Genomic DNA, 25,971 nt, shown 5'->3' on the forward strand with positions numbered 1-25,971 from the left:
TACCTACTGGGTGGTACTCGGCCCAGACCGAGGTGAAGAACCCCACCGGCACACCGTGCGCGTGATACGCCCGACACCCGGGCGGACACACATGGGCCGAGGGCTACCCTTCAGGGGTGAGCAGTGAGCAGACCCCCACCACCCCCGCCTCCGCAGCCGCCGACGCCGAAGAGGCGGGCCCTCGCCCCGGGCGGCTGACCGCCGCGGCCGCGCTCGCCGCGGTGGAGGGGCTGGCGCTCGTCGTCGGCGGTGCCTGGATGCTCGTGGAGGGCCTCACCGGGCACCCGGACGACCGGACCTCGGCCGTCACCGGCGGCGTCACCCTGATCGTGCTCGCCCTGCTGCCGCTGCTCGCCGCCCGCGGACTGGTCGGCCGGAAGGGCTGGAGCCGTGGGCCCGCCGTGATCACGCAGATCATGGCGCTGCCCGTCGCCTACAACATGGTGCGCGCCGACAGCCTGGCCGTCCCGGCCGGCATCGTGCTCGGTGTCGTGGCCGTCACCGCGCTGGTGCTGCTCGTCAATCCCACGACCACCCAGGCCCTGGGCATCCGGGGACCCGGCAGCGCCGAGAAGTAGCTCCAGGGGCCCCGGGCGGCGCCGGACCCGGCGGCTACTCCTCGACCAGGAGCTTCTCCCGCAGCTGTGCCAGCGTGCGGGCCAGCAGCCGGGAGACGTGCATCTGCGAGATCCCGACCTCCTGCGCGATCTGGGACTGGGTCATGTTGCCGAAGAAGCGCAGGAGCAGGATGCGCTTCTCGCGCGGAGGCAGGTCTTCGAGGAGCGGCTTGAGGGACTCCCGGTACTCGACCCCCTCGAGGGCCTCGTCCTCGGCGCCGAGGGTGTCGGCGACCGCCGGGGACTCGTCGTCGGTGTCCGGGACGTCCAGGGACAGTGTGGAGTAGGCGTTGGCCGACTCCAGGCCCTCCAGGACCTCCTCCTCCGAGATCGACAGCTTCTCGGCCAGCTCGTGGACCGTGGGGGAGCGGCCGTGCAGCTGGGAGAGTTCCGCCGTGGCCGTCGTCAGGGCCAGCCGCAGCTCCTGGAGCCGGCGCGGGACACGCACCGCCCAGCCCTTGTCCCGGAAGTGCCGCTTGATCTCGCCGACGACCGTCGGGGTCGCGTAGGTGGAGAACTCCACCCCGCGGTCCGGGTCGAAGCGGTCCACCGACTTGATCAGTCCGATGGTGGCGACCTGGGTGAGGTCGTCCAGCGGCTCGCCGCGGTTGCGGAAGCGCCGCGCGAGGTGCTCGACCAGCGGCAGGTGCATGCGGACCAGCCGATTGCGCAGCTCCGCGTACTCCGGACTGTCCTTCGTCAGGGTGCGCAGCTCGGCGAACAGGAGGCGCGCACCGCTGCGGTCCTGCGGGTCGTGCCGTGTGCCCTGCGCGCCCCGTGCGCCCGGCGTCTGCCCCTCGGAGTGTCGCTCGTGCTCGCTCATCGTCCCGCCCGTTGCCCTTTCCCGAGCCCTCGCCTCCGCTCGGACGGGGCGGACGGGGGTGTCCCCGGTCCGCTGCCCGTCGCCCGGAACGACGGCCTCGGGCGAGGTCTCGTCCTCCGGATGCGGCCGGGCCTGCTCGGGGATGCCGTCGATGCCGTCCGCCGTGCGCCGTGCCTCGTTCGGAGAACGTGTGCCCTCGGCCGGCAGCTCCCGTGCCCCGCGCTCTTCGTCCCGCACCGGCCCGTCCCCGTCCCTCACGTCGGCCCGGGTCCCGCGCCGCGCTGTTTGTAGAGGCTGATCGAAACGGTTTTGTCCTCGTCCACGGCGGAGGAGACCTTGCCCGCGAGGGCGGAGAGCACCGTCCAGGCGAAGGTGTCCCGCGAAGGGGCGTGGCCGTCCGTGGTCGGCGCCGAGACGGTCACCTCGAGCGAGTCGTCGACGAGACGGAAGACGCAACTGAGCACCGAGCCGGGCACGGCCTGCTGAAGCAGGATCGCGCAGGCCTCGTCGACTGCGATGCGCAGGTCCTCGATCTCGTCGAGGGTGAAGTCCAAACGAGCTGCGAGGCCGGCCGTCGCCGTACGCAGCACCGACAGGTAGGCACCCGCGGCCGGCAGCCGGACTTCGACGAAGTCCTGGGTCGCGGGCTCGCCTGCGATCTGGGACACCCTCACCTCCAAGGTGGTACAAGCGTTACAGGGCCGAGGGACGCCCCTCGGGATAACGCGATACGTGGTTCAGCGGTGACGTTATCGCGCTCCGAAGTTTCCTGTCCCCGAGACCCCAACCCCATGCTGTCACTCATAGTAAACACGCGAACACGCACAGTGGCTAGGGGGTGGGCGGCTCAAATCGGAAGAGCGCGCGCCGGGTTGACGTACCCAGACGTCAGACGGTCGAACCGTCCCGGGCAGAGGTCACACGAGGACGTGGTCGACGAAGCACCAGCGCCAGCTCTCCCCGGGCTCGAAGGTCCGCATCACCGGGTGGCCGCTCTCTTTGTAATGCGCCGTCGCGTGCCGGTTCGGCGAGGAGTCGCAGCAGCCGACATGACCGCAGCTCAGGCACAGCCTCAGCTGCACCGGGTCCGTGCCCTCGGCCAGGCACTCGGGACAGGTCTCGCCGCACGGCTCGGGTTCCGGGTGCGGCAGCGCGTCGGCGTGCGTGCACTGTTTCATGATTGCCAGGTTACGACGGGTGTGCGGATGACCGCGCGGAAGACGAGGGCGGGCGAGGACGATGGACGTGATGCCGCTGCTGCTGTTGGTGGCGGGCAGCGCCGCGGTCGCCGCGGCGGGACGACGGGTGCCGGTGCCGGTGCCGCTGCTCCTGGTCGCGGCGGGCCTGGCGGTGAGCTACGTGCCCGGTGTGCCCGACTACACCCTCGACCCGCACATCGTCCTGCCCCTGCTGCTGCCCCCGTTGCTCTACACGGCGGCCACCGACAGCTCGTACCTGGACCTGCGGGCGCAGGCGCGGCCCGTGGCGCTGCTCTCCGTGGGCTACGTCCTGTTCGCCACCTTCGTCGTCGGCTGCGCCGCGTACCTCATCGTGCCGGGCCTGCCGCTGACCGCGGCCCTGGTGCTCGGCGCGGTGGTGGCGCCCCCGGACGCCGTCGCCGCCACGGCCGTCGCCCGCCGCGTGGGGCTGCCCTCCCGGATCACCACGATCCTCCAGGGCGAGTCCCTGGTGAACGACGCCACCGCCATCACCGCCTTCAAGGTGGCCCTCGCGGCGGCCGTCGGCGAGGGCGCGACCTGGGCCGGCGGGATCGGCGAGTTCCTGATCGCGGCGGTGGGCGGCGTCGGCGTCGGACTGGTCCTGATGGTGCCGCTGCACTGGCTGCGCACCCACCTGACGGAGGCGCTGCTGCAGAACTCGCTCTCCTTGCTGATCCCGTTCGTCGCCTACGCGGTCGCCGAGCAGGTGCACGCCTCGGGGGTGCTCGCGGTGGTCGTCGTCGCGCTCTACCTCGGGCACCGCGCGTGGGAGGTCGATTTCGCCACCCGGCTCCAGGAGGAGGCGGTGTGGAAGATGGTCGCCTTCGTCCTGGAGTCGGCCGTGTTCGCCCTCATCGGACTCCAGCTGCCCGTCGTCCTCAAGGGCCTGGGCGAGTACGAGGGGATCGACGCCGCCTGGTACGCCCTCGCCGTCTTCCTGGTGGTCGCCGTGGCGAGGTTCGTGTGGGTGTACCCGGCGACCTTCCTGCCCCGGCTGTCGGCACGGGTACGCGCGCGCGAGGGCGACCTCTCCTGGAAGGGGCCGTTCGTGATCGGCTGGGCCGGGATGCGGGGCGTGGTCTCCCTGGCCATCGCCTTCTCCATCCCGCTCACCGTGCACGGCGGCGAGCCCTTTCCCGAGCGCAACCTCATCCTGTTCCTCACCTTCACGACCGTCATCGGCACGCTGGTCGTCCAGGGCGTCAGCCTGCCGCCGCTGATCCGCCTGCTGAAGTTCCCGGCGCACGACGTGCAGGCCGAGACGCTGGCGGAGGCCAACGCGCAGGCGCAGGCCTCGCGGGTCGCGGAGCTGCGCCTGGACGAGCTTCTGGCCGACGAGCGCAACGCCCTGCCGGCGCCGCTCGCCGACCGCCTCCGCATGGTCCTGGAACGCCGGCGCAACGCCGTCTGGGAACGGCTCGGCCAGGTCAATTCCGTCACCGGCGAGACCGTCGACGACACCTACCGGCGACTCTCCCGGGAGATGATCAGCGCCGAGCGCGAGGTCTTCGTCCGGCTCCGGGACGGCCGCTACATCGACGACGAGATGCTCCGGACCTTGCTGCGCCGGCTGGACCTGGAGGAGGCCGCCGCGTACCGGGAGGCGACGTGAGCACGCGCGCGCGTACGGGGTGCTCGTCCGGTCGGGCTCAGGGGAAGGGGCGGCCGGTGACGACCGCCGCCAGGGTCGTCCCGCGCGGAAAGGCGCCCTCCTCGGTGAGAGCGAGCAGGGCGTACAGCATCTTGGCGACGTAGACGCGCTCCACGGGGAGGCCGTGGCGGCGTTCGAAGTCCTCGGCGAAGGCGTCCAGCGCCGGTGTCGTGCGGGCGTAGCCGCCGTGGTGGAAGCGGTCGTCCAGGCTCCAGGTGCCGCGCGGACCGCCGAACGCGCGTTCCTGGAGCCGCCGTATGTCGCCCTGTAGGAAATCGCCCCTGAGCACGGGTACGCCGAGGGCCCGCCGCCCCCGGGGAAGTCCGGCGGCCAGCCCGGCGAGGGTGCCACCGGTGCCGCAGGCGAGGGCGGCCACGTCGGCGTGCTCGCCCAGCTCCTCGCCCAGGGCGCGGCAGCCGCGGACCGCCTCCGCGTTGCTGCCGCCCTCGGGGACGACGACGGCGCCCTCCGCGTCCACCGCCCGCAGGAGGGCCGCCAGCGTCTCCGGTTCGGACTTGCGCCGGTACGTCGAGCGGTCGACGAAGTGCAGCCGCATCCCGTCGGCGGCGCACCGGGCCAGCGAGGGGTTGAGCGGTCGGTCGGCCAGCTCCTGACCGCGGACCACGCCCACCGTGGACAGCCCGAGCAGCCGGCCCGCGGCGGCGGCGGCCCGCAGGTGGTTGGAGTAGGCGCCGCCGAACGTGACGACGGTGCGGCCGTCCGCCGTGGCGAGAACCGGTGCCAGCTTGCGCCACTTGTTGCCGACCAGCTCGGGGTGGATCAGATCGTCCCGCTTGAGCAGCAACCGGACACCGCGCCGTTCGAACCGTCCGTCGGTCACCTCGTGCAGGGGAGAGGGCAGACGGGGCCGCAGGGCGGCGAGGTCGCGGGTGTCGGTGCCGGTCACCCGGCCATTGTCACGCCGCCGCCCGGCGAACACCTCCCGCGGCCCGGTCCCGGGGCCGCTGCGCCCGGCCCGCGGATCTGTCCGCCCGGTCCCGGATCCTCCGGCCGGTGCGGGGTCACTTCAGGCGGTCGCGGATGCGCTCCCGCATGGACGTCATCGTGAAGCCGCGCGGGTCGACCTTCCCGGGCTGCCACTCGAGGTGTCCGATCACGGACCGCTCGTTCCAGCCGTGGTGGCGGCACAGGGCCGCGGCGGCCCGCTCGATCGCCTCCAGCTGGGCCGCCGGCCAGGGGTCGTCGCCGTCGCCGAGGTTCTCGCACTCGAAGCCGTAGAAGTGCCGGTTGCCGTCGGTGTTCGCCTCGTTGTCCCGGGGCAGCGCCTTCTCCGCGATCACGGCGCGCAGAACGTCGTCGTCTCCGAGACCGGCGTGATTGGCCCGGCCGTGGCCGACCAGGTGCACACGGCCGTCCTTGGTGATGACGCCGTGGCACAGGGGGCCGGGCAACCCCTCGTAGCCCTTGCGGCAGATGTCCACCGTCCGCGCGCTGCCCCGGGTCACGGTGTGGTGGATCATCACCCCGTGCACCGGGCCCCAGGCGCCCTTGTGGTTGCGGTTGTGGTCCCGCCAGTCGCCGACCTCGACGACGGTGAGGCCCTCCGCCTTCAGTGCCTTGAGGAAACTGCTCGCGGACATGGGTGAGGCCACGGCGGGCTCCTTCACGCTGCGCGACGACCGCCCGACGCGACCGCCTCGTACGGAGCTTGTACCGAAACGGAGCACCTCCTATTACTTGCTCGGCCGGTGTGCGAATCGTTTCGGACAATCTCATCCAGGCCAGTGGTGCCGAACAGGGCCCGATGGATCCGGACAAGTCGTCGAGACGCCGAACAAGCCCCCATATCTGCCCCGGCCGCAAGTGATCCATTCCCGCTCTTTCGTGTAATAGCACCGGCACGCTCCGTGAGGAAGGCTGGTCCATGCACATCGATGCCGGGCGCAGCCGTCCGGCATGACCGGGAGGGCAATTCCTTATGTCGGTAGGCGAAGAGGTCCGCACCGAGCAGACCAGGCCGCAGCAGAGCCTCGGCACGGCGGCCGCGCGGAACCTGGCCACCACCACCAAGTCCGTTCCTCAGATGCAGGAGATCAGCTCCCGCTGGCTGCTGCGCTCGCTCCCCTGGATCGACGTCCAGGGCGGCACGTACCGGGTCAACCGGCGCCTGACCTTCGCCGTCGGCGACGGTCGCGTGACGTTCGTGAAGACCGGCGACCGCGTCGAGGTCATCCCCGCGGAGCTGGGCGAGCTGCCGGCCCTGCGGTCGTACGAGGACGACGAGGTCCTGTCGGAACTCGCGCAGCGCTGTGAGCAGCGGGAGTTCGGCCCCGGCGAGGTCATCGCCTCGTTCGGCGGCCGGGCCGACGAGGTCTACCTGCTGGCGCACGGCAAGATCGAGAAGATCGGCACCGGTCCCTACGGCGACGACGCGGTGCTCGGCGTCCTCGCCGACGGCGCCTACTTCGGAGACCAGGCGCTCCTCGACGGGGACGCCATCTGGGAGTTCACCGCCCGCACGGTCACCGCCTGCACGGTGCTGGTGCTGCCCCGCCAGGAGGTGGAGCAGGTCGCGGAGCGGGCGGAGTCCCTGCGCGAGCACCTGGAGCAGCGGCGCTCGATTCCGGAGCAGCGCACCAACAAGCACGGTGAGAAGGAGATCGACCTCGCGGCCGGTCACAGCGGCGAGCCGGACATCCCGCACACCTTCGTCGACTACGAGGCCCGGCCCCGTGAGTACGAGCTGAGCGTCGCCCAGACCGTGCTGCGCATCCACTCGCGCGTGGCCGACCTGTACAACCAGCCGATGAACCAGACCGAACAGCAGATCCGCCTGACGGTCGAGGCGCTGAAGGAGCGTCAGGAGCACGAGCTCATCAACAACCGTGAGTTCGGCCTGCTGCACAACTGCGAGTACGACCAGCGCATCCAGCCGCACGACGGTGTGCCCGGCCCGGACGACCTCGACGAGCTGCTGAGCCGCCGGCGCGGCACCAAGCTGCTCCTCGCCCACCCGCGCGCCATCGCCGCCATCGGCCGCGAGCTCAACAAGCGCGGCCTCGTCCCCGAGACGATCGACGTCGCGGGGAACCGCATCCCGACCTGGCGCGGTGTGCCCATCTACCCGTGCAACAAGATTCCGGTCACCGAGGCCCGCACCTCGTCGATCATCGCGATGCGTACCGGTGAGCAGGACCAGGGCGTCATCGGTCTGCGGGCCACCGGGATCCCGGACGAGATCGAGCCGAGTCTGTCGGTGCGCTTCATGGGCATCAACGAACAGGCCGTCATCAAGTACCTGGTCACGGCCTACTACTCGGCCGCCGTCCTGGTACCGGACGCGCTCGGCGTCCTGGAGAACGTCGAGATCGGCCGCTGGCGGTGACCTCACTGTCCCGAACGCGGTGTCCCCGCCCTCCCGGGCGGGTACACCCCCGGGGTACGGACGGGCCCAGGGGGAAGGTGAGTCCATGACGGAGACCCGGCGCGGCGGCACCGCGATGCGCCGTCCCACCGGAGCACCGGAAAGGCACGGGCCCATCGGCACACAGCGCGACAAGGAGCCGGGGGAGTCGTCCGACGGGCCGGGACGGGCGGTGGCCGAAGGGCACGAGGCAGCCGTGCTCCTGAGCGAGTCACGGGCATCGGTCGACCCCGAACTGCGGTCCGCCATCGCTTCGCTGCCCGAGTCGATGCGCCGGATCGCGCTCTACCACTTCGGCTGGCAGCACGCGGACGGCACGCCCGCGGCGGGCAACGCGGGCAAGGCGATCCGCCCCGCGCTCGTCCTCACCGCGGCGACCGCGCTCGGCGGGCCGGAGGCTCGCGCGGCGGCCGGCCGGGCCGCCGCGGCGGTGGAACTGGTCCACAACTTCACCCTGCTGCACGACGACGTGATGGACCGGGACGCCACCCGGCGCCATCGGCCGACCGCGTGGACCGTGTTCGGTGACGCCGACGCGATCCTCGCCGGGGACGCTCTCCAGGCGCTCGCCCTGCGGCTGCTCGCCGCGGACCGCCACCCCGCGTCCGCGGCGGCGGCCACCCGGCTCGCCGACTGCGTCATGGAGCTGTGCGAGGGCCAGCACGCGGACACGGCCATGGAACGGCGCCCGCCGGGCGAGGTCACGCTCGACGAGACGCTCGCCATGGCCGAGGCCAAGACGGGCGCCCTGCTGGGCTGCGCCTGTGCCCTCGGTGCGCTGTACGCGGGTGCGGCCGCGGAGGACGTCGAGGCGCTGGACGCCTTCGGTCGCGAGGCAGGGCTGGCCTTCCAGCTCATCGACGACGTCATCGGCATATGGGGCGACCCGCGCCACACCGGCAAGCCGGCCGGTGCGGACCTGGCGGCCCGCAAGAAGTCACTGCCGGTGGTCGCCGCCCTCACCTCCGGCACCCCGGCCGCCGTCGAACTGGCCGAGCTGTACGCCGCACCGTACGACGAGGACAAGGAGGACCTGGAGCGCACCGCCCTGGCCGTGGAGCGGGCCGGCGGCCGGGACTGGGCGCAGGCCCAGGCGGCCGACCGGATGGCGAGGGCCATGCAGGAGCTGGCCCGCGCCGTGCCCGAGCCGGAGGCGGCCGGCGGTCTGCTCGCGCTGGCCGAGTTCGTGACCCGGCGCAGCACCTGAGCGCCACCCACGCAAGACCCCGGAGCCCGTGCAGGGCCGTACGGCACCTGACCGACGTACGGCCGCACCGCCGACGGCTCCGGTCCGGCGGGTCCCGCACTTCCCCACGGTGTGCGGGGCCCGCCTCCTCGTCTCTCCCGCCGGGGCCCAGGACCAGCGGCTAGGCTCAACCGCCGTACACGCGAGCGGCGTTGAGTCGAAGGGGCGGGGCATGGGTGTGGTGATCCGGACGGCGGGGGAGGACGACCGGGATCTGGTCGTCCGGTTGCTGGACGAGGCGTTCCAGGACGATCCGGTGAGCAGTTGGGTCTTCCCCGGCGAGGAGTACCGGCGCCGGACGCATCACCGGCTCATGGCCGCGTTCGCCGACGCCGTGTTCGCCGACGGACGCGTCGACCTCACCGAGGACGGCGCCGCCTGCGCGCTGTGGCTGCCCGTCCCGGCGGACGAGCAGACGGCCGCCGAGGACGTTCCCGCGCAGATCCGCGAGGCCGTCGACCCGGAGAACGAGCGCGTGGAGCTGATAGCCCGGCTCACGGACGGCATCCACCCCACCGGCCGGGCCCACGAGTACCTGTGGATGATCGGCGTGGTCCCCGGCAGGCAGGGCGAGGGGCTGGGCACCGCGCTGGTCGAGAGCGTCCTGGACCGCTGTGACCGCGAGGGGCTGCCCGCCTACCTCGAGGCGAGCAGTGCCCGCGGCAAGGTGCTGTACGAGCGCCTCGGGTTCGAGTTCACCGGGCGGGCCCTGGACCTGCCGGACGGCCCCCGGATGTGGCCGATGTGGCGCGAGCCGCGGACCCGGTAATCACATAATCCCCTCCTCAAACAACTACACATGGAGTACTGTGGCCGTAGTGGTCAACATGAAGGGGAGACCGGTTTGCGCAAACTCACGTACTTCGTCGCCTGTTCGATCGACGGCTTCATCGGCGGCCCGGACGGCGACGCGACGTTCATGGTCCCGTTCGTCGACGAGGAGTTCTTCGAGTTCCTGAAGTCGGAGTATCCGGAGACGCTGCCGACCCACGGCCGTAGGCCGCTGGGCATCGACGACCTGCCGAACAAGCGGTTCGACACGATCGTGCAGGGCAGGGCCAGCTACGACCGGGCCCTCAAGGAGGGCGTCACCAGCCCGTACGCTCACCTGCGCGAATACGTCGCCTCCCGCACGCTCACCGAGTCGCCCGACCCGAACGTCGAGATCATCTCGACGGATCTGGTGGGCAGGGTCAGGGAGTTGAAGGCGGAGGACAGTGCCTTCGACATCTACCTGTGCGGCGGCGCGGCCGTCGCCGGCGAGCTGGTCGACGAGGTCGACGAACTCGTCATCAAGAGCTACCCGGTGGTGCTCGGCACCGGCATGCCGATGTTCGCCTCCGGCTTCGCCGTCTCCGAGTTCGTGACGGACTCGGTGCGGACCTTCGGCAACGGCGTCGTGGTGCGGACGTACCACCGCAAGCGCTGAGCCGCCGCCGGATCGAGGGGCGGCCGAGGACGATTCCCGACCGCGAGTTCCTCGTGCCCCCGGCAACGCCGAAGGGGCCCGGCCACGATGGTGGCCGGGCCCCTTCGGGCTGCCCTGCGGCCTGCGATGGTGCACCGATCGCCGGCCCCGGGATGCTGACGTCCGTCAGGCCTTCTTGGTCTCCCAGAAGATCTTGTCGATCTGGGCGATGTAGTCCAGGGCCTTCTGGCCGGTCGCCGGGTCCTTCGAGCCCTTGGCGGCCGAGAGGGCCTTCAGGGTGTCGTTGACCAGCTGGTGCAGCTCCGGGTACTTCTCGAAGTGCGGGGGCTTGAAGTAGTCGCTCCACAGCACGGAGACGTGGTGCTTCGCGAGCTCGGCGCGCTGCTCCTTGATGACCGTGGCGCGCGTCTGGAAGTGCGGGTCGTCGTTGCCGGCCATCTTCTCCTGGACGGCCTTCACCGACTCCGCCTCGATGCGGGCCTGGGCAGGGTCGTACACGCCGCAGGGCAGGTCGCAGTGGGCGCTGACCGTGACCTTGGGGGCAAACAGGCGGGAAAGCATGAAGCGTTCCTTCCTCGTGATCGTCTTCTCAGGGGGGACATTACTCCCTGGGAGACCTGTTTTCGCGGGTGCCCCCGTGGGCTTAGGACAAAAGTCCGGGGTGAGACTGAGACTGGTGGAGGAAAGACCGGGGAGGTGCCGGGTGATGCCGGAGCAACTGTCGCAGGAGACCGAGCGCGCCAGAGGGGCGTTGCCCTTCGGGCCGGCCGAGGTGACCGGGCCGTCGATGGTGCCCACGCTGCACCACGGTGACGTGCTGCTCGTGCACTGGGGGGCGCGGGTCCGGGCGGGTGACGTGGTCGTCCTGCGGCACCCCTTCCAGCAGGACCTGCTCGTGGTCAAACGGGCGGCCGAACGGCGCGGGGCCGGCTGGTGGGTGCTCGGGGACAACGCGTTCGCGGGTGGGGACAGCACCGACTACGGCGTGGTCCCGCAGGACCTGGTGCTGGGCAGGGTCCGGTTCCGGTACCGCCCGCCGCGGCCGGGTCAGCGTTCGCCGCTCGCCGTGGTCCGCTGGGCGCTGTCGGCGGTCAGGCCGGTGCTGGCCGACCGGTCCGCCTCCAGGCGCTTGCGGGCGCGGTAGGCCGCGACGTTGGCGCGGGTGGCGCAGCGGTCGGAGCAGTAGCGCCGGGAGCGGTTGGTGGAGGTGTCCAGGTAGGCGTTGCGGCAGGGGGTCGCCTCGCACAGGCCCAGCCGGTCCACCCCGTACTCGGTGAGGTGGAAGGCCAGGCCCATCGCCGCGATGGCCGCGAAACCGGCGGTCGCGTTGGAGGGGTGGTCCGCCAGGTGCATGTGCCACAGCGGGCTGCCGTCCTCCGCGCGGTGGTCGTGGCCGGAGATCTGCGGGCTCACCGGGAACTCCAGGAGCAGTGAGTTCAGCAGGTCCACGGCGAGGGTCTCGTCGCCGCCGTCGGCCGCCTCGAAGACCGCGCGCAGCCGTCCCCGGACCGAGCGGAACCGGGTCACGTCGGCGTCGGACGCGCGCCGGGCCGCCGACTGGTTGGCACCGAAGAGGTCGCGGACGGCCTCCACCGAGGTCAGGGAGTCCTGCCCGCGCGACGGTTCCTCGGTGTTGACGAGACGTACGGCGTAATCCGAGTAATAGGCCAGTTCCACTTGTAGTCCTTACGGAGGGGCTCTATGGTCGTGCCTGCGGTCAGGTAACAGCTGATCGTGCTTCCAGGGTATTACGCGACGCAGCACGGAGGGGCTCGATGACGAACGCGGACACGACCACGACCACGACGACCGCCACCACGACCAACGCGGCGGGTGCCGACTGGCACGCCTGGCAGCAGAGCTGGGACCGGCAGCAGGAGTGGTACATGCCGGACCGCGAGGAACGGTTCCGGATCATGCTGGACATGGTCGAGGCGCTGGTCGGCCCCGCGCCGCGGGTGCTCGACCTGGCCTGTGGCACCGGCACCATCACGGCCCGGCTGCTCGACCGGTTCCCGGAGGCCGCGAGCACCGGGGTGGACCTCGACCCCGCGCTCCTCGCCATCGCCGAGGGCACCTTCGCGGGCGACGAGCGGGTCTCCTTCGTCACCGCCGACCTCAAGGACCCCGACTGGCCCTCGAAGCTGCCGTACGACGCGTACGACGCCGTGCTGACCGCGACGGCCCTGCACTGGTTGCACGCCGAACCCCTCGCGGATCTCTACGGCCGGGTCGCGGAGCTGGTCCGCGACGGCGGTGTCTTCATGAACGCGGACCACATGATCGACGACACGACGCCCCGGATCAACGCGGCCGAGCGCGCCCAGCGGCACGCGCGGATGGACGCCGCCAAGGGCGAGGGCGCCCTGGACTGGTCCGAGTGGTGGCAGCTCGCCGCCAAGGACCCGGTGCTGGCCGGGCCCACCGCCCGCCGCTTCGAGATCTACGGCGAGCACGCCGACGGCGAGATGCCCTCGGCGGCCTGGCACGCGCGCGTGCTGCGCGAGAAGGGCTTCGGCGAGGCGCGGCCGGTGTGGTGCTCGCCGTCCGACACGCTGCTGCTGGCGGTCAAGTAGGACCACACGCACGCTGCTGGCGGTCAAGTCGGACCACGCGCGAGGGGCGGTACGGAGATCCGTACCGCCCCTCGGCGTGTGATCGTGCGGACGGTCAGAGGACCTTGGACAGGAACGCCTTCGTCCGGTCGTGCTGCGGGTCGGTCAGGACGTCGCGCGGGTTGCCCGACTCGACCACCACGCCGTCGTCCATGAAGACCAGGCTGTCGCCGACCTCGCGGGCGAAGCCCATCTCGTGGGTGACGACGACCATCGTCATGCCGGACTCCGCGAGGTCGCGCATGACGTCGAGGACGTCGCCGACCAGCTCGGGGTCGAGCGCGGAGGTCGGCTCGTCGAACAGCATCAGCTTCGGGTCCATCGCCAGGGCGCGCGCGATGGCGACGCGCTGCTGCTGGCCGCCGGAGAGCTGCGAGGGGTAGTTGCCGGCCTTGTCGCCCAGGCCCACGCGCTCCAGCAGGGCCCGTGCGCGGTCCCGGGCCTGGGCCCGGCTCATGCCCTTGACCTGGACCGGCGCCTCCATGACGTTCTCCACGGCCGTCATGTGCGGGAACAGGTTGAAGCGCTGGAAGACCATGCCGATGTCCCGGCGCTTGAGGGCGACCTCGCTGTCCTTCAGCTCGTAGAGCTTGTCACCCTTCTGGCGGTAGCCGACCAGCTCGCCGTCGACGTACAGACGCCCGGCGTTGATCTTCTCGAGGTGGTTGATACACCTGAGGAAGGTGGACTTGCCGGAGCCGGAGGGGCCGATGAGGCAGAACACCTCGCCCTGCTTCACCTCCAGGTCGATGCCCTTGAGGACCTCGACGGCACCGAAGGACTTGTGGACGCCCTCGGCCTTGACCATGGCGGTCATGCCGCACCTCCCGTCGTGCTGGAGCGGTTCGACAGGGAGAACAGGTTCGCCCTGATCTTCTGCATCGGGGTGGGCGGCAGACTGCGGCTGGAGCCGCGGGCGTAGTAGCGCTCCAGGTAGTACTGGCCGACGCTGAAGACCGAGGTCAGCAACAGGTACCAGGCCGCCGCGAGGAACAGCATCTCGGCCGGTGCGCCCGAGGTCTGGCCGATGTCCTGGGCGACTCTGAACAACTCGGCGTACTGGACGACCGACACCAGCGAGGTCGTCTTCAGCATGTTGATGACCTCGTTGCCCGTCGGCGGCACGATCACGCGCATCGCCTGCGGGACCACGATCCGGCGCAGCGTCTTGGCGTGGCTCATGCCCAGCGCGTGCGCCGCCTCCGTCTGGCCCTCGTCGACCGCGAGCAGACCGGCGCGGCAGATCTCCGCCATGTACGCCGCCTCGTTGAGGCCGAGCCCCAGCAGCGCCGTCAGGAACGGCGTCATGAAGTCCGACCACTCGTCGCGGTAGAACGGCCCGAGGTTGATGTACTCGAAGACCAGGCCGAGGTTGAACCAGACGACCAGCTGCACCAGGACCGGCGTGCCGCGGAAGAACCAGATGTAGAACCACGCGATGGACGAGGTCACCGGGTTCTTCGACAGCCGCATCACGGCGAGCAGGATGCCGCCGACGATGCCGATCAGCATGGCGAGCACGGTGATCAGCAGCGTCTTGCCCATGCCGGTCAGGACACGGTCGTCGAAGAAGTAGTCCGGGATCGCACCCCAGTTGATCTTGCCCTGGGAGAACGCGTAGACGACCGCGGCCAGCAGCGCGATCGCGACGACCGCGGAGACGTACCGCCCGTAGTGCCGGACCGGGATGGCCTTGATGGCCTCCGGCGGGGTCGGCGGGGTATCCGCCGGGCCGCCCGCCGTCTTGTCGATGTCAACAGTCACGGATGTTGCCTTTCAGCGCCCGCCGCGCGGTCACTTGCCGCCGTTGACGGCGGCCTCGGTGACGGCGCCTTCCGCCACACCCCACTTGTCCATGATTTTCTTGTACTCGCCGTTCGCGATCACCGCGTCCAGCGCCGCCTTCAGGGCGTCACGCAGCTGCGTGTTGTCCTTGGCGACCGCGATGCCGTACGGCGCGGCCTCGACCTGCTCGCCGACGAGTTCGAAGTCCTTGCCGCCGCCGGAGGTCTTCACCGCGTACGCCGCCACCGGGAAGTCGGAGGAACCGGCGTCCGCGCCGCCCGCGCGCAGTCGGGTCTGGGCCTGCTGGTCGTTGTCGAAGGCCTCCATGGAGATCTTCTTGCCCGCCGGGCACTTCTCGTTCTCGGCCTTGGCGAGGTCCTCGGAGACCGTGCCGCGCTGGAGCACGAGCTTCTTGCCGCACAGGTCGGACCAGGTCTTGATGCCCTGGTCGTCGCCCTTCTTGGTGTAGATCGAGACACCGGCGGTGAAGTAGTCGACGAAGTCGACGCCCTGGCCGACCTTCTTGCCGGTGTCGGCGTCTATGCCCTCCTGGCGGTCCTTGGTGTCGGTCATCGCGGACATGGCGATGTCGTACCGCTTGGAGCGCAGGCCGGTGATCAGGGTGTCGAAGGTGCCGTTCTCGAACTCGAACTTCACGCCGAGCTGCTTGCCCAGGGCGTCCGCGAGGTCCGGGTCGATACCGACGGTCTTGCCGGAGTCGTCCTTGAATTCGACGGGCGCGTACGCGATGTCCGAGCCGACCTTGATGGTGCCCTTGTCGCGGATCGACTGCGGCAGCTTGTCCGCGAGCGGAGCACCGCCGGCGGACTGGTTGTCGCTGCTGCCGGAGTCGCCGTTCTCGGTCTGGTCGCCGCATCCGGTGAGCAGCAGGGCGCCGGCGACCGCGATCGCACCGACCGCTGCTAGCCGGGAGTGCGCGGCGGTCGTACGACGGGTGGAGCGTGCGGTCATGGTGGGTTCCTCCGGCGGATGAGGGAGTTGCCGATGGGGACGGTGGGTTCCGGTGGGACGAGGCCCCGGTCGGGGGACCGGCCGGTGCCGTGGGTCGACGAGAGCACACACCTTCGAGTGCCGCGACCTCGTGTGATTACGGCATCTTGCCATTCGGACTCGGCCGTTCAGGGGGCCCGTCATGTCAAAATCGGATAACGGGTCACCCCCCGAACCGCACCAGGTCGGTACATCACGACCGAACCTTTGCGGGAATCTGCCCTTCCGGCCGGAAGATCTGCGGAATTTCTCCTTATCCCGCCATGGATCGCGGGTCTACGGGGCTGCTGAAGGCTTCGATCCCGGGTCTGTCAAGAGGTCCCGGGAGGTTGTCCAAAACCCCGGCTATGAGCCATGTCACCGACATGCGGCGTTCGGGGTCCGGCATGTGAGCTTGCGCTTATCGGACTCGTCGCGGGAGGCGTCCGTCGGGTAAGAAGGTTCTTTACACCCCTCATCAGGGGCTCAGGGCGCGTGTGCGGCGCGCCCGTCGCGCAGGGTCCACGTGGCCCAGACAGTCATCTCCCTGTGCGGTGCCCGCCCATTCCTCACCAGGAGTGGACAAACCCTCAAACCATGAACTCTTAAGGGGTAAGACAAAGTGGCAGCGGAGATCGTCAATCCTCGCAGCGACAGCGAAGCCGGTGCGGAGCAGGGGGAGGGCGCCGAGCCGCTCGACTCCTTCGACCCCGCGTTCGCGCTGCACCGCGGCGGCAAGATGGCCGTGCAGGCCACCGTGCCGGTCCGCGACAAGGACGACCTGTCCCTGGCGTACACGCCCGGCGTCGCGAAAGTGTGCAGCGCGATCGCCGAGCAGCCCGACCTCGTCCACGACTACACCTGGAAGTCGTCGGTCGTCGCGGTCGTGACGGACGGTACGGCGGTGCTGGGACTCGGTGACATCGGGCCCGAGGCATCCCTTCCGGTGATGGAGGGCAAGGCCATCCTGTTCAAGCAGTTCGGCGGAGTGGACGCGGTCCCGATCGCCCTGAACTGCACGGACGCCGACGAGATCGTCGAGACCGTGGTCCGGCTCGCGCCCTCGTTCGGCGGCGTCAACCTGGAGGACATCTCGGCGCCGCGGTGCTTCGAGATCGAGCGCAAGCTCCAGGAGCGCCTGGACATCCCGGTCTTCCACGACGACCAGCACGGCACGGCCGTGGTGACGCTCGCCGCCCTGCGGAACGCGGCGCGGCTGAGCGGGCGGACGCTGGGCGAGTTGCGGGCGGTGATCTCGGGCGCGGGCGCGGCCGGGGTCGCCATCGCCAAGATGCTGGTGGAGGCCGGCATCGGCGACGTCGCGGTCGCCGACCGCAAGGGTGTCGTCTCGGCCGACCGGGACGACCTGACGCCGGTCAAGAAGGAGCTGGCCTCCTTCACCAACAAGGCAGGGCTGTCCGGCCCGCTGGAGGCGGCGCTCGCGGGTGCCGACGTCTTCATCGGCGTCTCCGGCGGTACGGTGCCGGAGCCGGCGGTGGCCTCGATGGCCGAGGGCGCGTTCGTCTTCGCCATGGCCAACCCGAACCCGGAGGTGCATCCGGAGGTCGCCCACAAGTACGCGGCGGTCGTCGCGACGGGGCGGTCGGACTTCCCGAACCAGATCAACAACGTGCTGGCGTTCCCGGGCATCTTCGCGGGCGCGCTGCAGGTGCGGGCTTCGCGGATCACCGAGGGCATGAAGCTCGCGGCGGCCGAGGCGCTGGCCTCCGTGGTGGGGGACGACCTTGCCGCGGACTACGTCATTCCGTCGCCGTTCGACGAGCGGGTCGCGCCGGCCGTGACGGCGGCGGTGGCCGCGGCGGCTCGGGCGGAGGGGGTTGCGCGCCGGTGACGGTGTGACGCCCTGGAGTGTGACACCTGCGGTGTGATCTCTGCGGTGTGATCCCTGCGGTGTGGTGAGCGGCCTCGTCCTTGGTGGGCGGGGCCGCTTGTTTTTGGTGCGGGTACGGGTGCCGGTGCCGGTGCGGGTGCGCTGGTGCTGGGGTGGGGGCGCTGGCCGGCGCTGGCGGGTGCCGCTGCGCCCACCCGCGCCGCCCCAGCGGCACGACTGCCCGCAGCGGGGGGGGGGGAGGGGTGCACGCGCGACTGTTCGCAGCGGGGGTGGGGGGAAGGGGCATGCGCGACTGTCCGCAGTTGGGGAAGGGGCTGGCAAGAGGGGGTGTGTCACATGGGGTTGTGGTTTCGGTTGGGCGGTGGGGAACCTATCGTCGAGGCCATGTTCGCTGTCTACGCCGCCCGAATCGACCGCGACCAGCCGTTGGCCGGCCTGGAGTTGGGAGAGCTCCCGGCTCCCGAGGCCCGGCCCGGCTGGAGTGTCGTCGATGTCAGGGCCGCCTCCCTCAACCACCACGACCTGTGGTCCCTGCGCGGCGTCGGCCTCCCCGAGGACCGGCTGCCGATGATCCTCGGCTGCGACGCCGCCGGGATCGATGCCGACGGCAACGAGGTCGTCCTGCACTCCGTGATCGGCCAGACCGGCCACGGCGTCGGCCCCAAGGAGCCCCGCTCCATCCTCACCGAGCGCTACCCGGGGACCTTCGCCGAGCAGGTCGCCGTGCCGACCTGGAACATCCTGCCCAAGCCCAGGGAGCTCTCCTTCGAGGAGGCCGCCTGCCTGCCGACCGCCTGGCTGACGGCGTACCGGATGCTGTTCACCAACGCCGGGGTGCGTCCCGGTGACTCGGTGCTGGTGCAGGGCGCCGGTGGTGGGGTCGCCACGGCGGCGATCGTGCTCGGCAAGGCGGCGGGGCTGCGGGTCTTCGCGACCAGCCGGGACGAGGCCAAGCGCAAGCGGGCCCTGGAGCTGGGCGCGGTGGAGGCCGTCGAGACCGGTGCGCGGCTGCCGCAGCGGGTGGACGCCGTGATCGAGACCGTGGGCGCCGCCACCTGGTCGCACTCCATCAAGTCGCTGCGGCCCGGCGGCACGCTGGTCATTTCCGGTGCCACCAGCGGTGACCGGCCCTCCCACGCCGAACTCACCCGAATCTTCTTCCTGGAGCTCAAGGTCGTCGGCTCCACGATGGGCTCCAAGGACGAGCTGGAGGACCTGCTGTCCTTCTGCGCCGCCACCGGTGTGCGACCCGTCATCGACGAGGTGCTCCCGATGGACCGGGCACGCGAGGGGTTCGAGCGGATGGCCTCCGGGGGGCAGTTCGGCAAGATCGTGCTCAGCAACTCCTGACGCGTCCTCCACATACGGCGGGTCCGGTTCCCCGGGCCCGCCGTTCGCGTTGCCGTTCGTGCCGTTCGCGTGTGCCGGCCGTCCGCCAGCTTTCGTCTGCATGTCAACTAGGGTTGACATGCGGGCCAATGTCAACCTAGGTTGACTGTATGAGTGAAGCAACGGATCTCGCCACGCGTGCGGGTGACCGTGATCCCCGGATCGGGCTGCGAGCCGTCACCGCCCTGCGGAAGCTGGTGGAGCAGCTGGAAGCCGTACAGGTGCGCAGCGCCCGCGGGCAGGGATGGTCCTGGCAGGAGATCGCCACGGAACTCGGAGTCAGCAGGCAGGCCGTGCACAAGAAGTACGGGAGGCATTGATGTTCGAGCGATTCACGAAGGACGCCCGCGCGGTCGTGCAGGGAGCCGTCGGACATGCCGAGGAGGCGCGGGCAGAGACCGTCGAGCCGGAGCACCTGCTGCTCGCCCTGCTGGACCGGGAGGGCAGTCGCGCCTCCTTCGCGCTGGCGGCCCTCGGCCTCGGCGAGCGCCGGGACGCGGTACGCCGGGAACTGGGGGACGCACGGCGCCGTGCGGGTCTGTCGCAGTCCGAGACGGAGGCCCTCGCCGGACTGGGAATCGACGTCACGGAAATCGTCGCCAAGGTGGAGGAGGCCCACGGCGTGGGGGCGATGTCCGCCGACGACCGCAAGCGCGGGCGCCGGTGGTCAGGACACCGGAGTTTCAGCCGAGGCGCCAAGGAGGTTTTGGAGAAGGCGCTGCGGGTCGCTGTCGCCCGCCGTGACCGGCGCATCGGGGACGAGCATCTCCTGCTCGCCCTGGCCCTGCGCCCCGGAGTGCCCTCCGAGGTGCTCGCCGACCACGGGGTGACCCATGCGTCGCTGTCCAGGGTGCTGGGCGAGGGGGCCGGGGAAGCCTGCGCCTGACCGGCGGCACCGGCAGTTCACCGGCGCGCGGCGCACCCGAGGGACGTGCGGCGGCACCTGAGGGCACGGGCGGCGCACCCGAGGGGATGGGGTGGCGCCCCCATGGCGAGCGGCGCCCCCTGGGAGTGGGGGCGTCGCGCCGCGCCGCGCTCAGGCCTTCGGTGTGCGCAGGATCGCCCCGATGTGCGCGGCCGCCTCCGACAGTCGACTGCGGGTGTCGCGCAACTGGTCGGCCGTCACGCCGTGATCCCGGGCCGCGTCACGAATGTCGTCCCGGAAGCGGTCGAGCAGCCGGTCCAGGTCGCGGGCCGGATCGCCGGTCGACTCCGCGGCGTCCTCGTGGGCCCAGCCCGGCGCGTATCCGGCGGGGAAGTCCTCGGGCGTGACGGAGTACTCGGCGCCCGGGGAACGCTCCGTGCGCGAGGCGTTGCTCCCGGCGTCGGAGCGGCCGAAGCCCCAGTCCTTTCCGAACTCCTTCCCGAAGTCCTTGCCGAAGTCGCCCACCTCCTTGGCCAGTTCGCTCAGCCCCTCGCGCAGCCCCGTCGGCCAGTCGCCCCGCGAGAAGTGGTCCTGCACCTGTTCCTGCACACGCTGTGCGATGCGCTGGACCTCCTCCTGCGCCTGGGCCCGGGCCCGCTCCTGGGCCTCCTTGGCCTGGCGGCGGGCCCGCTGGGCCTCGTCGCGGGCCCGGCGGCTCTCGTCCTTGGCGCGGCGAGCCTGCTCCTTCCACTCCTGCTTGACCCGCCGCATCTCCTCCTTGGCGGCCCGCCAAGCCTCCTTCTCGTCGGTGCCCCCGGCACCGCCGGCCGAGCCGCTCTCCTCGTCGTGCGCCCCGGAGGTGCCCCGACGGGCCGCGCTGGCCGCGGCCCGCATCTCGCGCCGCAGATCACCGGCCGCGCCCCGCACGTCGGCCCGGATCTCGGCGGCCAGCTCGGCGACCGACTCGCGGATCTCCAGCTCCAGGTCGGCCAGCTCACCGCTGCGGTCGGCCAGCTCGGCCCGCCCGGCGTCCGTGATGGCGTACACCTTGCGGCCGCCCTCGGTGGTGTGGGTGACCAGGCCCTCCGTCTCCAGCTTGGCCAGGCGCGGATACACCGTGCCCGCGGACGGGGCGTACAGGCCCTGGAACCGTTCTTCGAGAAGCCGGATCACCTCGTAGCCGTGGCGCGGGGCCTCGTCCAGGAGCTTGAGGAGGTAGAGGCGGAGGCGGCCGTGGGCGAAGACGGGGGGCATGTCAGAGCACCTTCTTGTCGGTCGTGCCGTCGGAAGGGGCGTCGGTGGCGCCCTCGTCCCGGACGGAAGCGGAATTGTCCCCCGAGTCGCCCTGCGTCCGGCCCGCCGGGTCGGAGTCCTCCGGCTCCCGCTCCCACGGTGTGTCCTGCTCCGCCGGGCGGCGGAGCAGGGCGATCGAGCCGGAGACCGTGGTGGCCTTCAGCCGGCCGTTGCCCGCGCCGAGCCGGCCGGTGATGCGCTTGGCCCCCCACTGGCCACCCACCCGGAGGTCCTCGAAGGCGCTGCTGACCATGCCGCTGGCCGTGTTCGCCTCGACCCGGGCGTCGGCCGGCTGGGGCAGCCGGATGGCGATCTCGCCCGAGACGCTGTTGAGGCTGATGTCGGTCGGGCCACCGGCCGGGTCCAGGTCGACGATCATCGACCCGCTCACCGAGTCGGCCCGCACGGAGGAACCCGCCTCCACCACCGTCAGGTCCCCGGAGACGGAGTTGAAGCGCAGGTCGCCGGTGAGGGCCTGGGCCTCCACGTTCCCCGAGACGGTGTCCGCGCGGACGGGGCCTGCGAGGCTCACCAGCGTGGTGTCCCCGGAGACGCCCTTGACCTCGGTGGTTCCGTCGAGGCCCGAGACCACGGCTGCGGCGCTGACCGCGCCCACCTCCACCCGGGTGCCGGCCGGGACCGCGAGGGAGACCACCGCACTGCGACGCCAGCCCTTGCGGTCAAGCCACTTGAGGAAGCCCTTCCAGGGCAGGTCCTCGTAGGCCACCGTGAGCACGCCGTCCCGGTGGGACACGACGAGAGGTGGTCCCTCGATCTCGGAGACCTCCAGGCGGGCGGAACCTTCGTCCGTGCCCACCACGTTCACCGTTCCCCCGACAATGCGTACGTGGAGACGGCTCACGGACTCGTCGAAGGTGAGCTTCCTGGGCTCCGCGACGGACCACTCGGACATGGTGCAGACCTCCTCGACCGAACGCGCCATATCGCGTCCCTCCCAATTCACGATATATCGTGGACGGGGAAAGTCAAGACACCCGTTCTGGTGATCAACGATCGGCCGGGTGGGGTGATCCGGCCTAACTTGTCACCATGTCGACGGAAGAGTCCGCGCTCGATCACGCCACCGGTGCCCTGCTGCTCTGCCGCGCGGAGCCGGACTCCGTCGCCGTCGTCGCCGGCCTGCTGGGGGAACCGATGCCGCTGGTCCGGGCCGGTGTGCAGTGGAGCGTGCTGGTGCCCGAGGGCCGGCCCTGGCGGGACGGGGGCGAACCGGTCGACCGCGTCGTCACCGGCTGGGCCGCGGCGCTCGCCGTCGGGGCCCCCTGGCCCGTCCTCGCCCTGTGGTGGGACGCCGACCGGGCGGGATACACCCTGGCGTCCGGATTCCGCCGCCCGGTGGGCTACGTGTGGCTCGCGAACGGCACCCCGGCCGGTGAGGACGAGGCGATGCGCACCTTCGCCGCCCGGCTGGGCCTCGACCCGGTCCTGGACCTCCAGTCGCTGGACCGGCTGACGAGGCCCGAGCCCGAGACCGGCGCCCGCGCGAGGATGCGCGGTCTGCTCGCGGTCCTCACGCGCGCGGGAGTGTCCCTCCCGGCCGGACTCGACCCGGGCGAACCCGCCGACCGCCTGCGCGAGCGTGCCCGCGCCCTGCCCGACGCCCGGTGGACCGCCGGGGCGGTGCGCGGACGCGACGCCGCCCGCCTCGCCGTCCGGCCGCCCGGGGCGCACGGACCGGCCGGCCGGGCCATCGCCCTGGCCGAGGTGGTGGCCGGGGCCCCGCTCCTGGCCTGGGGCGCCCGGCAGCGCAGCGGTGGCTGGACCACGGCGGGCGCCCTGCTGGCCGCGCACGGCACGTCACTCCTGATCCGCACCGGCACCCGCGCGGCGCCGTTTGCATAGTCTTGGGGGCGGATTCGGAACACGGACGCACGCAGGAGAACACCACATGTACTTCACCGACCGCGGCATCGAGGAACTGGAGAAGCGGCGCGGCGAGGAAGAGGTCACCTTCGAGTGGCTCGCCGAACAGCTGCGTACGTTCGTCGACCTCAACCCGGACTTCGAGGTGCCCGTCGAACGCCTCGCCACCTGGCTCGCCCGGCTGGACGACGAGGACGAGGACGAGGAGTAGGACCACGCGGCGCCGAGGAGCGCAAGCACTGGGCACGGCCGAGTAGAACCACGCGGCGACGCGAGGAGCCGAAACACTCGGCACGGCCCGGGGTTTAACCTGCTCCCCCCGAAGGGGTAAGAGACCTCCACAGCAGCGGGGGAGCCGGAAGCGAACGGACGGGGGCGCCGTGGCCGGTGGGATCGAACGGATACGGCTCGACGACGGGACCGTCGTCTGGGCCAGAGTGAACGCGTCCGACGACGCGACGACCGGGGACGGCTTCGAGGACACCGGCGTACGGGACCGCGTCATCGACATGGCGGGGGGCCTCGCCGACACGGTCGGCGGTGTCGTGCGCTCCCTGCGCGCCGGACTGGACACCCAGGAATCCGTCGAGGTCTCCGTCGGCTTCGGCATCGAACTGTCGGCGCAGGCGGGCACCGTCGTGGGCGCCATCGCGGGAGGCGGCGGCAAAGCCTCGCTGACCGTGTCGTTGACCTGGACCGAACCCGCCCGTCGGGACGGCGCGCCACGACCCGGACCGGAAGGCGGTGCCGTTCCTCCGCCCGGACCTCCGGCGTCCGGAGCCGTATGAGCGCCCTCGAAGACCTGGTGCGCCCCTCGCTGGCGCGCATCGTCGCACCGGGTGACGGGTATGCACCGGAGCGTGGTGAGGACGAGTACTGGGGCTCGGGATTCTTCATAGCGCCGGGCTGGCTGTTGACCTGTGCCCACGTGGTGGGGAAGGGGGGAGCGGAGGTGTGGCGGAGTCGGAGCCCCGTGGGGGTCACCTGGCAGGGCGGCACCACCACGGGCGAGGTGGTGCTCGCCAAACCGCGGCCCGAGCCTGCGCAGGCGAGCCGCGGGCGCTGGGACTTCCCGGACATCGCGCTCGTCCGGGTGCACGGCGCGGACGACGCCCGTTGCATCTGGCTGAGCGATCGCGCCCCGACCATCCCCGCCCCGGTGTCGCTGCACGGCTGGTCGCGGCAGACCGGCGCCCTCGGCCTGAGGCACGGCGTCGGCGAGGCGAGTGGCCGGGACGGCAAGGCCCTGCTCCTCACCGGCGCCCTGCCGGTCGAGGGCCTGTCCGGCGGACCCGTCGTCGACCTGCGCCACGGCTCCGTCATCGCCATGAACAAGGGCGTCCGGCAGACCGAAGGGGCCGCCGTCCCCGTCACCGCGCTGCGCGAGCTGTACGACGTGCGCGGGGGCGACGTCCTGCACACCGTCATGCGCGAGCACGACCTGCACCACCTCGCCCGCTTCAACCGGCCCGGCGGCGACACCGACTGGACCCGTGTCCAGACCGGGCTGCGCGATCCGGGCGCCCCGGGCCTCACCCCCGCCCAGCGCGTCCACCTCTACGGCCACCTCGCCCAGTTGCCGCCGCCCAGTGGCCCGGGCGAGATCGCGGACCTCGTGCAGGAGGCCAAGTCCCGCGTGGTGCAGTCGGACTTCCGCTCCCCGTTCCCCGAGGACCTGCGCACCTGGCGGGAGGGCGCGGCCCTGCTGCACGGGCTGCGCGACCTCGGTGACAAGGCGGGCAGGCCCGAACTGGACCTGGACGCCGTACTGCTGTATGCCGCCAAGGCGGCCCTGCACACCGTGCTGGCACGCCCGGGGGACACCGACCCGGAGCGGCTGCGGGACTTCACCCGGTGGATCGAGGAGCAGGCGGTCCTGTACGCGCAACCGGTGATCCGCGAGGACATCGCCCGGCTGCTCGACGACGTTCGCGAGCCGGAAGTCCCCCGGCCCCGCGGTGCCGTCCTCGCGTCCGAGCCCCCGTCCCGCACCGGAGCCGACGTCCTCGTCGACATCGGGGAGCCGGTCTACGGGGAGCGGTACCCACTGAGCGTGCGACTCCTGTACGACGGCCGGGACGTCACCCCCCTCTACAGCAACGACCTCGGCGTACGGCGCCACGAACTCCAGGAGCACCTGAGGGAGCCGCTGGCCGAGGCGCTGCGGCTGGGCGACCGCGGTGAACACCTGGCGGTCATCGAGGCGTTCCTGCCCCGCGCCCTGCTGGACGAGCCGATCGACGAGTGGCGGCTCGTCCCCGAGGGGGACGGCGACGGCGCGGCCGGTGAAGGGGACGAGTACGAGGAGACCGACTTCTTCGACGAGCAGTCCATGCCGCTCGGACTGCGCCGCACCGTTCTGCTCCGCGACCGCCGCCGCAATGCCAAGCCGCCCATTCCCGAATGGCGTCGGCGCTGGACGGCCACCGAGCGCGGGCCGCTCTCCGGCATTCCGCTGCGCGGCGAGTCGACGGACACCGGGCACGCGTCCGGTGCGCGCCGGGAGAGCAGGTACGGCACCCTCCGTCGGCTGTCCGGCAGCGGCGACGGCTGCGTCCCGGTCTTCTGCGGGCCCGTCGGAAGCGGCGCCGGGCGCCAGGCCATGGACGTCGCCCTCGCCGCCGGTCACCCACTGGTGCTGTGGCGCAGGGACGGCCACGACCACGACGAGTGCCGGACGTTCCACCGGAGTGCCGCCCGTCTGCTGTCCCTCGCCGGCCGGGCCGAGGGCCTGCACGCGCACGTGCGCGACCTGCGCATCGGTGCCTCGGACCCCGACATCGCCCTGAGCGAGGGACTCACGGGCAGGATCGCCGTCCTTTTTGATCCGCCGGACCGCCCGCCGTACGGCGCGGAAACGATGCGGCCGCCTCCGCTCGCCGGACCTCAGGCGCTCTGATGCCGCGTCAGGCCTTATACATCCGCCG

General features: G+C 71.5%; 28 protein-coding genes. 16 read left to right on the forward strand and 12 right to left on the reverse strand.

Translation table 11 applies throughout. The features are described from left to right. Positions 1-116: 116 nt before the first annotated feature. A complete protein-coding gene (locus IE258_RS03910) occupies positions 117-578 on the forward strand; it encodes a hypothetical protein (protein ID WP_189738891.1) in 462 nt (153 codons plus the stop codon). Between the two features lie 34 nt (positions 579-612). Here IE258_RS03910 and IE258_RS03915 read toward each other — a convergent pair whose 3' ends face one another. The 3 genes from IE258_RS03915 to IE258_RS03925 all read right to left on the reverse strand — a co-directional run bounded on the left by IE258_RS03915 (position 613) and on the right by IE258_RS03925 (position 2,618). Next, positions 613-1,677, reverse strand: a complete 1,065-nt coding sequence (locus tag IE258_RS03915; RefSeq protein ID WP_189738894.1) for an RNA polymerase sigma factor SigF — start codon at positions 1,675-1,677, stop codon at positions 613-615. A gap of 17 nt (positions 1,678-1,694) precedes the next feature. After that, positions 1,695-2,108: an ATP-binding protein gene (locus IE258_RS03920; RefSeq protein ID WP_003973726.1), complete on the reverse strand. Its 414-nt coding sequence runs from the start codon at positions 2,106-2,108 to the stop codon at positions 1,695-1,697. A 249-nt stretch (positions 2,109-2,357) separates the two neighbouring features. Next, a complete protein-coding gene (locus IE258_RS03925) occupies positions 2,358-2,618 on the reverse strand; it encodes a UBP-type zinc finger domain-containing protein (protein ID WP_127894563.1) in 261 nt (86 codons plus the stop codon). 61 nt (positions 2,619-2,679) lie between these two features. Between IE258_RS03925 and IE258_RS03930 the strand changes: the two genes are divergently transcribed. Next, entirely contained in the window at positions 2,680-4,272 is a 1,593-nt protein-coding gene (locus IE258_RS03930) for a Na+/H+ antiporter (protein ID WP_159324348.1), read from the forward strand. Between the two features lie 37 nt (positions 4,273-4,309). Here the strand turns inward: IE258_RS03930 and IE258_RS03935 are convergent, their stop codons facing one another. Beyond that, a complete protein-coding gene (locus tag IE258_RS03935) occupies positions 4,310-5,218 on the reverse strand; it encodes a 1-aminocyclopropane-1-carboxylate deaminase/D-cysteine desulfhydrase (protein WP_189738897.1) in 909 nt (302 codons plus the stop codon). Positions 5,219-5,333: 115 nt separating this feature from the next. Next, positions 5,334-5,912, reverse strand: a complete 579-nt coding sequence (locus IE258_RS03940; protein WP_189739304.1) for an N-acetylmuramoyl-L-alanine amidase — start codon at positions 5,910-5,912, stop codon at positions 5,334-5,336. A gap of 338 nt (positions 5,913-6,250) precedes the next feature. On the opposite strand from IE258_RS03940, the gene IE258_RS03945 reads away from it, so the two are divergent. The 4 genes from IE258_RS03945 to IE258_RS03960 all read left to right on the forward strand — a co-directional run bounded on the left by IE258_RS03945 (position 6,251) and on the right by IE258_RS03960 (position 10,371). Beyond that, on the forward strand, positions 6,251-7,657 hold the full coding sequence (locus IE258_RS03945) for a family 2B encapsulin nanocompartment shell protein (protein ID WP_159324352.1): 1,407 nt from the start codon (positions 6,251-6,253) through the stop codon (positions 7,655-7,657). Positions 7,658-7,742: 85 nt separating this feature from the next. Then, complete coding sequence (locus IE258_RS03950) at positions 7,743-8,903, forward strand: family 2 encapsulin nanocompartment cargo protein polyprenyl transferase (protein ID WP_189738900.1); 1,161 nt, start codon at positions 7,743-7,745, stop codon at positions 8,901-8,903. A 211-nt stretch (positions 8,904-9,114) separates the two neighbouring features. Next, positions 9,115-9,711 carry a GNAT family N-acetyltransferase gene (locus tag IE258_RS03955; RefSeq protein WP_189738903.1) on the forward strand — a complete coding sequence of 199 codons (597 nt, stop codon included), beginning with the start codon at positions 9,115-9,117 and terminating at the stop codon, positions 9,709-9,711. Between the two features lie 75 nt (positions 9,712-9,786). Continuing rightward, positions 9,787-10,371 (forward strand): dihydrofolate reductase family protein, encoded by a 585-nt coding sequence (locus IE258_RS03960; protein ID WP_189738907.1) that lies wholly within the window; start codon positions 9,787-9,789, stop codon positions 10,369-10,371. A gap of 165 nt (positions 10,372-10,536) precedes the next feature. Here IE258_RS03960 and sodN read toward each other — a convergent pair whose 3' ends face one another. Continuing rightward, a complete protein-coding gene (gene sodN, locus IE258_RS03965) occupies positions 10,537-10,932 on the reverse strand; it encodes a superoxide dismutase, Ni (RefSeq protein ID WP_003973716.1) in 396 nt (131 codons plus the stop codon). A 145-nt stretch (positions 10,933-11,077) separates the two neighbouring features. Here sodN and sodX point away from each other — a divergent pair, with 145 nt between their 5' ends. Then, positions 11,078-11,515 (forward strand): nickel-type superoxide dismutase maturation protease, encoded by a 438-nt coding sequence (gene sodX / locus IE258_RS03970; RefSeq protein WP_189738910.1) that lies wholly within the window; start codon positions 11,078-11,080, stop codon positions 11,513-11,515. On the opposite strand, the gene IE258_RS03975 is transcribed toward sodX, so the two are convergent. Then, positions 11,419-12,048, reverse strand: coding sequence for a CGNR zinc finger domain-containing protein (locus IE258_RS03975; protein ID WP_189738913.1), 630 nt, complete (start codon positions 12,046-12,048; stop codon positions 11,419-11,421). The genes sodX and IE258_RS03975 overlap by 97 nt on opposite strands. A gap of 98 nt (positions 12,049-12,146) precedes the next feature. On the opposite strand from IE258_RS03975, the gene IE258_RS03980 reads away from it, so the two are divergent. Next, positions 12,147-12,947, forward strand: coding sequence for a class I SAM-dependent methyltransferase (locus IE258_RS03980; protein ID WP_189738916.1), 801 nt, complete (start codon positions 12,147-12,149; stop codon positions 12,945-12,947). A gap of 94 nt (positions 12,948-13,041) precedes the next feature. Here IE258_RS03980 and IE258_RS03985 read toward each other — a convergent pair whose 3' ends face one another. Genes IE258_RS03985 through IE258_RS03995 form a run of 3 tightly spaced genes read right to left on the reverse strand, consistent with a single transcriptional unit; the run spans position 13,042 to position 15,743 of the window. Next, a complete protein-coding gene (locus tag IE258_RS03985) occupies positions 13,042-13,803 on the reverse strand; it encodes an amino acid ABC transporter ATP-binding protein (RefSeq protein WP_308434122.1) in 762 nt (253 codons plus the stop codon). Beyond that, positions 13,800-14,750 carry an amino acid ABC transporter permease gene (locus IE258_RS03990; protein WP_189738919.1) on the reverse strand — a complete coding sequence of 317 codons (951 nt, stop codon included), beginning with the start codon at positions 14,748-14,750 and terminating at the stop codon, positions 13,800-13,802. The genes IE258_RS03985 and IE258_RS03990 overlap by 4 nt, the downstream gene beginning before the upstream one ends. A gap of 30 nt (positions 14,751-14,780) precedes the next feature. After that, on the reverse strand, positions 14,781-15,743 hold the full coding sequence (locus IE258_RS03995; protein ID WP_159324368.1) for an ABC transporter substrate-binding protein: 963 nt from the start codon (positions 15,741-15,743) through the stop codon (positions 14,781-14,783). 640 nt (positions 15,744-16,383) lie between these two features. Between IE258_RS03995 and IE258_RS04000 the strand changes: the two genes are divergently transcribed. The 4 genes from IE258_RS04000 (at position 16,384) to IE258_RS04015 (ending at position 19,888) form a co-directional block, all read left to right on the forward strand. After that, positions 16,384-17,613, forward strand: a complete 1,230-nt coding sequence (locus IE258_RS04000; RefSeq protein ID WP_189738922.1) for an NAD(P)-dependent malic enzyme — start codon at positions 16,384-16,386, stop codon at positions 17,611-17,613. Between the two features lie 384 nt (positions 17,614-17,997). Beyond that, entirely contained in the window at positions 17,998-18,963 is a 966-nt protein-coding gene (locus tag IE258_RS04005; RefSeq protein WP_127893731.1) for a zinc-binding dehydrogenase, read from the forward strand. 149 nt (positions 18,964-19,112) lie between these two features. After that, entirely contained in the window at positions 19,113-19,322 is a 210-nt protein-coding gene (locus tag IE258_RS04010; RefSeq protein ID WP_087807277.1) for an HTH domain-containing protein, read from the forward strand. Next, entirely contained in the window at positions 19,322-19,888 is a 567-nt protein-coding gene (locus IE258_RS04015) for a Clp protease N-terminal domain-containing protein (RefSeq protein WP_189738925.1), read from the forward strand. The genes IE258_RS04010 and IE258_RS04015 overlap by 1 nt, the downstream gene beginning before the upstream one ends. Before the next feature lie 150 nt (positions 19,889-20,038). On the opposite strand, the gene IE258_RS04020 is transcribed toward IE258_RS04015, so the two are convergent. Together IE258_RS04020 and IE258_RS04025 are read right to left on the reverse strand one after the other, a co-directional pair. Next, positions 20,039-21,121 carry a PadR family transcriptional regulator gene (locus IE258_RS04020; RefSeq protein WP_189738928.1) on the reverse strand — a complete coding sequence of 361 codons (1,083 nt, stop codon included), beginning with the start codon at positions 21,119-21,121 and terminating at the stop codon, positions 20,039-20,041. 1 nt (position 21,122) lies between these two features. Beyond that, positions 21,123-22,073, reverse strand: coding sequence for a DUF4097 family beta strand repeat-containing protein (locus IE258_RS04025; protein ID WP_189738931.1), 951 nt, complete (start codon positions 22,071-22,073; stop codon positions 21,123-21,125). A gap of 137 nt (positions 22,074-22,210) precedes the next feature. Here IE258_RS04025 and IE258_RS04030 point away from each other — a divergent pair, with 137 nt between their 5' ends. The 4 genes from IE258_RS04030 to IE258_RS04045 all read left to right on the forward strand — a co-directional run bounded on the left by IE258_RS04030 (position 22,211) and on the right by IE258_RS04045 (position 25,943). Next, positions 22,211-23,023, forward strand: coding sequence for a hypothetical protein (locus IE258_RS04030; RefSeq protein ID WP_189738934.1), 813 nt, complete (start codon positions 22,211-22,213; stop codon positions 23,021-23,023). 46 nt (positions 23,024-23,069) lie between these two features. Further along, positions 23,070-23,255, forward strand: a complete 186-nt coding sequence (locus tag IE258_RS04035; protein ID WP_030190019.1) for a DUF6104 family protein — start codon at positions 23,070-23,072, stop codon at positions 23,253-23,255. 169 nt (positions 23,256-23,424) lie between these two features. Beyond that, entirely contained in the window at positions 23,425-23,832 is a 408-nt protein-coding gene (locus tag IE258_RS04040; RefSeq protein ID WP_229891920.1) for a CU044_2847 family protein, read from the forward strand. Further along, complete coding sequence (locus IE258_RS04045; protein ID WP_189738936.1) at positions 23,829-25,943, forward strand: VMAP-C domain-containing protein; 2,115 nt, start codon at positions 23,829-23,831, stop codon at positions 25,941-25,943. Before IE258_RS04040 ends, IE258_RS04045 begins: the two co-directional genes overlap by 4 nt. Positions 25,944-25,971 lie beyond the last annotated feature (28 nt).

Source organism: Streptomyces tendae (assembly GCF_014650435.1).
In the GTDB taxonomy this organism is placed as follows: domain Bacteria; phylum Actinomycetota; class Actinomycetes; order Streptomycetales; family Streptomycetaceae; genus Streptomyces; species Streptomyces tendae.